6 protein-coding genes are annotated in these 6,820 nt (G+C 71.0%); 1 reads left to right on the top strand and 5 read right to left on the bottom strand.

Annotation, left to right across the window (positions count from 1 at the left end; translation table 11 throughout):
- Positions 1-110: 110 nt before the first annotated feature.
- Positions 111-965: a sulfurtransferase gene (locus GFH49_RS14390; protein WP_155056267.1), complete on the bottom strand. Its 855-nt coding sequence runs from the start codon at positions 963-965 to the stop codon at positions 111-113.
- Positions 966-1,260: 295 nt separating this feature from the next.
- Between GFH49_RS14390 and GFH49_RS14385 the strand changes: the two genes are divergently transcribed.
- Entirely contained in the window at positions 1,261-2,055 is a 795-nt protein-coding gene (locus GFH49_RS14385; RefSeq protein ID WP_155056266.1) for a VOC family protein, read from the top strand.
- A 179-nt stretch (positions 2,056-2,234) separates the two neighbouring features.
- Here GFH49_RS14385 and GFH49_RS14380 read toward each other — a convergent pair whose 3' ends face one another.
- The 4 genes from GFH49_RS14380 to GFH49_RS14365 form a co-directional block, all read right to left on the bottom strand.
- Positions 2,235-3,653, bottom strand: a complete 1,419-nt coding sequence (locus GFH49_RS14380; protein WP_155056265.1) for a hypothetical protein — start codon at positions 3,651-3,653, stop codon at positions 2,235-2,237.
- A 573-nt stretch (positions 3,654-4,226) separates the two neighbouring features.
- Complete coding sequence (locus tag GFH49_RS14375) at positions 4,227-4,877, bottom strand: thymidine kinase (protein WP_155056264.1); 651 nt, start codon at positions 4,875-4,877, stop codon at positions 4,227-4,229.
- Positions 4,878-4,920: 43 nt separating this feature from the next.
- Positions 4,921-6,171, bottom strand: coding sequence for an alkaline phosphatase family protein (locus GFH49_RS14370; protein WP_155056263.1), 1,251 nt, complete (start codon positions 6,169-6,171; stop codon positions 4,921-4,923).
- Positions 6,171-6,758, bottom strand: coding sequence for a DUF5998 family protein (locus GFH49_RS14365; protein WP_155056262.1), 588 nt, complete (start codon positions 6,756-6,758; stop codon positions 6,171-6,173). The genes GFH49_RS14370 and GFH49_RS14365 overlap by 1 nt, the downstream gene beginning before the upstream one ends.
- Positions 6,759-6,820: the final 62 nt, after the last annotated feature.

The following is a 6,820-nucleotide window of genomic DNA, read 5'->3' as shown; positions in this document are numbered from 1 at the left end:
AGACCGCCGTCAGGACACCGAAGCGCACCCCGCGCTGTGGTGACACCGACACGGACCTTCCAGACCGAAACGCCTGGAAGGCTGAGAGTCACTGAGACTTTGAGTAACGGCTATTGCGGATCCGGCCCCACGGCAACCGGCCGTGACTGATCCGCGGACCACTCCGACCAGGACCCCACGTACAACGCCGCCGGAATCCCCGCGACCGCCAGTGCCAGCACCTCGTGCGCCGCGGAGACTCCGGAACCGCAGTAGACCCCGGCCTCAGGACCGTCCTCGGACACGCCCAGCGTCTTGAACCGTGCCCGAAGCTCCTCCGCGGCGAGGAAGCAACCGTCCGGCCCCACGTTCTCGTTGGTGGGTGCCGACACGGCGCCCGGAATGTGACCGCCGACCGGATCGATCGGCTCCACTTCTCCCCGGTACCGCTCCCCCGCCCGCGCGTCGAGCAGCACGCCGCTCCGCGCCAACACCGCCGCCCCGTCGGCGTCCAGCATCCCCACCGCCCCCGGCACCGGCTGGAAGTCACCCTCGGCAGGCACGGGCACGGTCGTCTCCAGCGGGCCCGGCCAAGCGGGCAGCCCGCCGTCGAGGACCCGCACATCCTGATGCCCCGTCCAGCGCAGCAGCCACCAGGCGCGTGCCGCGGCCCAGCCCTGGCCGCCGTCGTACACGACCACGGGCACCGCCGACGCGACACCGGCCCGGCGCATGGCACTGCCGAACTGTGCCGTGTCAGGCAGCGGATGCCGGCCGCGAGCGCCGGGTGCCGACGCGAGTTCCCGGTCCAGATCGACGTAGACCGCGCCGGGGAGGTGCCCGGCCGCGTACTCGGCCCGCCCGTCGAAGGACGGCTCCCCGGCCGCCTTGGCCACGCTCAGCTGCCAGCGGACATCGAGCAGGACGGGCGGGGTCGATCCCGCCAGCTCGCTCGCGAGTTCGGTTGCGGAGATGATGGCGTTCATGGCCACCATCCTTGCGTATGGGGTGGCCGCATCGTCCATGTCCGGCTACTCTGCTCGGCCGGACAGCCCCGATCACGAGGCGTACGGGATCGGGCACATGCTGTACAGCAGATCGACATCCGCCGGCAATCGCACCGAAACGGACGCGGAACCACACACCGGGCATTCTCCGGGGGCGGCGGCACAGACGGCGGCGTGCCCGGAGCGCCCGGTCCCACGGTGGTGCGAGCATCGGCACGGGGTCCGCAGAGCGGCGGCGACACGGCTGCCGCAAGGGGTCGAGGAGAGAGTGACGATGACCGAGGCACGGGGGTCGGCCGGCCCGAAAGGCGAAACGTACGCGCCCGGCACGCCCTGCTGGGTGAGTCTGATGGTGCACGGACTGGCCACGACCCAGGAGTTCTACGGGGCGCTGTTCGGCTGGGAGTTCCGGCCCGGCCCCCAGCAGCTCGGCCCCTATGTGCGGGCGCTGCTCGACGGCTGTGAAGTGGCCGGCATCGGCCAGCTCCCGCCGGACCGGCACCTCCCCATGGCCTGGACGCCCTACCTCGCCTCGGCCGACGTCGATCTGACCGCGGAGACCGTACGGCTGTGCGGCGGCACCGTCGGCGTGGGCCCGCTGGACGCGGAGGAGGCCGGGCGGCTGGTGATCGGTTCGGATCCGTCGGGCGCGGTCTTCGGCGTGTGGCAGGCGGCGGCGCACAGCGGCACGGCCATCGCCGGGGTGCCCGGCACACCGGCCTGGCACGAGCTGCTGACCATCGAGACGGCGAGTGTCGCCAAGTTCTACGAGACCGTGTTCGGCTACGACGAGGAGCCGGTGATCTCCGCCGGCTTCGACTACTTGACCCTGCTCATCGGCGGACGCCCGGTCGCCGGTGTCCACGGCGTCGGCCACTCCCTGCCCCGGGACCGGGGTCCGCACTGGGTGACGTACTTCGAAGTCGCCGACACGGACGAGAGCCTCGCCCAGGTCACCGACCTCGGCGGGCATGTCCTCAAACCGGCCCGCGACACCGCACACGGCCGCGTGGCGACGGTCGCGGATCCCGAGGGCGCCAGGTTCTGCCTGGTCCAGAGCCCGTGCTGAGCTGAGCGCAGGGCCGAGAGACCGGCAGTACGGGCTGAACTCAGGCCTGTGAGACCGGCAGTACGTCGGGGGACGGCGCCGCCGCGTGTGCCGTCGCCGCCGTCGCCGCGGTCATACGGCGGCGACGGCGGCGACAGCACAGGGCGTCCATGCTCCGAAGCCGCGGTCCGCGCCACCGCTCACCGGACGACCAGCGGCTTGAACGCGGACCGCACATCGGACTTGGATTCCGTGACGTACTGGCTTGTCGCGTCCGCGGTGGCGAAGATGGACGCCGGGCAGCTGTTGCCGTTGATCTGGATCGTGCGATTGGCGACGAGCTTGCCCGTGCGCAACTCGTAGACCTTCACCGGGACCGCGATCTTGTAGAAGGTCACGTACGAGCTGGCGCCGGAGGACCCGCTCCTGTAGTACGAGCAGGTCTCGACGGAGTCTCCGTAGGTCTCCTCGCCCATGCAGACCACGAGGGTGGCGTCTTCGGCACCGCTCGCCTGCCAGGCACCGGGGAGCTGCTCGGAGAAGTCGGTGTTGTACTCGTCGTAGGCGTAGAACAGCGCAGGGTTGGTGCCCTTGCCCATGGGCTTGGCGCCGCTGTACTTCGCCGGGCTGGAGCAGTACTCGGGCTGTGAGCCGGACCCGCCCGCGAGCAAATCCTGGACGGTGTCCAGCTCGATGCTCAGCGTGGCCTGCCTGGCGCCCTTGCGGGCCTGGTCCGCGAGGGCGTCGTCGGGATAAAGGTCGAGCAGTTCCTCGTAGTTCGTCTGGGCCGCCGCCCAGCTGTCCTTGGCCATGAGGTCGTCGGCGCACGCGACGAGCGCGGCGGGCTCGATCCGTTCGACCGTGTCGGAGGTCCGGTCCAGAACGTCGTTGCTGGGCTCGCGGTCGCGGAGCCAGTCGGCGACGGTGACGGTGTCGCAGGGATCCTCGGCGGGCAGGCTGCGGAGGAATCCGTTCAGGGTCGCCTCGACCGTCTTGTCGTTGCCGGGCTCCGCGAGCACCGACGCGAGGCGGTCGAATCCGTCCTCCAGGGCGCGGGTGTCTCCGGTCAGCGCGCCGTTCAACTGGCTCCGGGCCGTCTGCAACCGCTCGCAGGCCCGTACGACTTCGTCGCCGCGGGCGGCGAGTGGCGCGTCGGCGATGCGGTGCCCGAACCAGATCTCGTCCTGGGCGCTCCACACCCCAGCGCAGTCGCCGCGTTCGCGGGCGTCGGTGACGCTCTGCCCGATCCTGGAGGCGTCGAACCGCAGCAGCCCCACGGTCAGCAGCACCGGCAGCGTGACGCCGAGCGCGACCATGCGCTGCCGGGGTACCGCGACCCGGTCGGTGCCCCGGCCGGCCAGGTACCACCCGTGGATGATGACGGCGGCCCACCACACCAGCACGGCGATCTCGTACGACGTGTCTTCGGTCGACACGAGCTGGGAGACGAGTATGACGGTGCCGACCAGGGCGGCCACGGCGAGCCTCCACCGCCGCATCAACAGATAGCCGACACCGAGCAGGGAGGCGTTGCCCAGGGCGACGGCCAGCGGGTCGTACGCCCTGTCCTCGGCCGGCTCCGGCACCACGGGCCCGGCGGCGTACGTCGGGTTGCTCATGCTGATCTCCCTCGAACGCAGAACGTCTGGCTCACCGAATGGTGCGACCCTGCGCCTGGGAGGGGTCCCGGAGCTTCGCACGGACAGCCCCGGGCATGCCCCAGGAGCGCCCCGTGCAAGGGCGGAGACATAGCGGCGCGTCACGGCGACGGTGACGGCCGCGCTGCTCCTTCTCTTTCTCGGCCCGCACATGATCTGGGGGTTGCGAGACGCCGGCGGCGTGTCCCAGCCGGACTACGCGGTCCGGGCCCTCCTCGCCCTCATCCACGGCTCCGCCTTCACCCCGAGCAGCCCCAGGGAGACGCATGACCACCCGTATCGGCATCGAACCTGCACAGAGGCACGACTCCCCCCGGCGGCACCGCATTCGGGAGGGATACGGGCATCGCCATCACCAGTGATCCGCCCCTGCCCGGCGTCGATCCGGCTTCCCATGTTTGCGGCTCTTGCCCAGGACTCGAACCTCCGGCCGAGGCCGCCCTCCCGAAGCCACGGCCCGGAGACTCCCGCGCCCACCCAGGCGCTTGGCCCGCGGCCGACAGGCAAGTCGACGCGCTTCCCCCCGGCCGGAGGTCAAGTGGCGGTGACCGGCAGCACGTCCGGCGACAACGCCGCTGCCCGCGCCGCGGTGCTCGTCATCCGCCTGCGGTGATGACGTCGGCAGAGCACCTCGTACCCGACCTCGGCCGCCGACTGAGCCACATCGCCCACGACGACCTGCTCCCCCTCGACGACCATCTCTCCACCCACGGTGCGGGCATTGTGCGTGGCCCGGGCACCGCACCAGCACATCGCCTCGACCTGCAAAGTCTCCAGGCGATCGGCAAGTTCGATCAGACGCTGGGAGCCAGGGAAGAGCCTCGTCCGGAAGTCGGTGGTAATGCCGAACGCGAAGACGTCCAACTCCAGGTCGTCCACGATCCGGGCCAGTTGGTCGATCTGCCCGGTCAGCAGGAACTGGGCCTCGTCCACGATCACGTAATCGACCCGGCCACCCCGGGACAACTGCTCCACCACATATCCGTACAGATCCAGCCCCGGCCCGGCCTCCACCGCGTCGGTCACCAGCCCCAGACGCGACGACAGCTTGCCCTCACCGGCACGGTCGTCACGCGTGAAGATCAGCCCCTGCAGACCACGCGCCGTTCGGTTGTGTTCGATTTGCAGCGCCAAAGTCGACTTCCCGCAGTCCATCGTTCCGGAGAAGAACACCAGCTCGGGCATGGGAAGGTGAGCACCTTTCGGCGAGGATCTACGACGGTGGGCGTCAGGAGCGTACTTCGAGCAGCGGGACCAACTGCTCGGCAGGGGTCATCGAGCCGTGGTTGCCGACCATCGCCGACTCCTTCGGCTCCCGCTCGGAGGCGATGATCAGTACGTCGTCCCGCGCCGCCGCGACGACGTCGCCGATCCGGTCGTACACCCGCTCCTCGCATTCCCCGGGCCGCCCGAACCAGCCCGCCGCGATCGCCTCGTCCCGCGAGGCCACCCAGAACTGCTCGCCGAGCACCTCGCGCCAGCAGGTCAGTACGTCGTTCTCGGCGCCCGGCAGCGCGTAGACGTGGCGGGCGCGGCCCTCGCCGCCCAGCAGGGCGACGCCGGCGCGCAGCTCCCAGTCCTCGTCGAAGTCGATGCGGTGCTGCTCGTCGAAGGGCACGTCGATCATGCCGTGGTCGGCGGTGACGTACAGCGCGGTGCGCGGCGGCAGTTGCTCCGCGAGACGCTGGACCAGCCGGTCGACGTACATCAGCTGGCCGCGCCAGGTGTCGGAGTCGACGCCGAAGCGGTGGCCGGCGCCGTCGAGTTCGGCGTAGTACGTGTAGACGAGCGCACGGTCGCCGGCGGCCAGTTGCCCGGCGGCGAGATCCATCCGGTCCTCGCCGGTCAGCCGCCCGTGGAACGTTCCGCCGCTGAGCGCCACCTTCGTCAGCGGGGTGTTCTGGAAGGCGGGAGAGGACACCTGGGCCGCGTGCACGCCCGCGTCCTGGGCCAGCTGGAAGACCGTCGGGTGCGGCTGCCAGGGGCCCGGCGAGGTCCACGGCTGCCAGCGCAGCTGGTTCATCAGCTCGCCGGTGGCCGGATTGCGGACGGTGTATCCGGGCAGGCCGTGGGCGCCCGGCGGGAGGCCGGTGCCGACGGAGGCGAGGGAGGTCGCGGTGGTCGCCGGGTATCCGGCGGTGATCGGACGGCCGGTGCCCCCGCGTGAGCTGCTGATGAGGGAGGTCATGAAGGGCGCGTCCTGCGGGTGTGCCTTCAGCTGCTCCCAGCCGAGGCCGTCGATCAGAAACACGCAGTTGCGGTCGGCCGCGGTCAGCTCCGGAATGGCCGCGGTCATTCCGGGTACGTCCATGCCGGCGGCCAGCGTGGGGAGCAGGTCGGCCAGGGAACCGGTGCCGTACTCCGGCCGGGGGGCGGAGTCGACGGCGAGGGGTTCCGGGTGCGTGTCCCAGGTTGAATCGGGAGGTGTGGGCGCGGAGCGCCCTCCCTTATGGGCGGCGGGGGGAGACGGGTGGGCCATCAGTGGTCGAGATCCGCTGTCGCCTCGGAGAGCGACTGGGCGAAGGCGAGGGCCTGGCGGACCGTCTCCGGGCCGTCGCCGGCCTCGCTGACTCGCAGGCTGAGGTCGTCGGCCGTCGAACTGCCCGTGTAGCCGTGGTCGGCCTCGCAGTTGGGGTCGCCGCAGGCGGCGGGCTCCAGGTCGAGACGGGAGACGGCGCCCCAGCCGATGGTCAGCACGACCTCGCGCGGCAGCGTGCCCGGCGTGTACGACTCCGGGTTGGCGACGACCCGGCTGACCACGACGGACGAGATCCGGCTGAGCTTGACCGACTCGGTGGAGGTCGTGGCGTACGGCGTCGGGGAGGTGCTGTCGGCGGCCTGCTCGTCGGTGTGGCTGACGATGAAGCGGTTGCCGGTGAGGACGAGCACCGTCACGTGCCGCCGCACCTCGTTCTGGTCGAACGTCGTCTCCTGGTGGACCAGGTACGACCGCATGGGCTCGCCGCCCACAGCGGCCTCCACCGCCTCGGCCACGAGGGCCGGGTAGTAGCCGCTGCGCTCGATCGCCGCTCGCAGCCCCTGGGTCGTCGTACTGGTCTTGGCCATGACGCCCATCCTACGGTGGCCCACTGACTGCGAGGCACCGGTCAGGCCGGTCTCTCCGGTCT

Origin of the sequence: Streptomyces blattellae (genome assembly GCF_009709555.1) — a bacterium.
In the GTDB taxonomy this organism is placed as follows: domain Bacteria; phylum Actinomycetota; class Actinomycetes; order Streptomycetales; family Streptomycetaceae; genus Streptomyces; species Streptomyces blattellae.
This window is presented reverse-complemented; position numbering and strand designations above follow the sequence as displayed.

Excerpts from the sequence above, each read along its gene's own strand:
- GFH49_RS14365 (WP_155056262.1), bottom strand. The coding sequence starts at position 6,758 with ATGGCCAAGACCAGTACGACGACCCAGGGGCTGCGAGCGGCGATCGAG.
- GFH49_RS14370 (WP_155056263.1), bottom strand. The coding sequence starts at position 6,171 with ATGGCCCACCCGTCTCCCCCCGCCGCCCATAAGGGAGGGCGCTCCGCG.
- GFH49_RS14375 (WP_155056264.1), bottom strand. The coding sequence starts at position 4,877 with ATGCCCGAGCTGGTGTTCTTCTCCGGAACGATGGACTGCGGGAAGTCG.
- GFH49_RS14380 (WP_155056265.1), bottom strand. The coding sequence starts at position 3,653 with ATGAGCAACCCGACGTACGCCGCCGGGCCCGTGGTGCCGGAGCCGGCC.
- GFH49_RS14385 (WP_155056266.1), top strand. The coding sequence starts at position 1,261 with ATGACCGAGGCACGGGGGTCGGCCGGCCCGAAAGGCGAAACGTACGCG.
- GFH49_RS14390 (WP_155056267.1), bottom strand. The coding sequence starts at position 965 with ATGAACGCCATCATCTCCGCAACCGAACTCGCGAGCGAGCTGGCGGGA.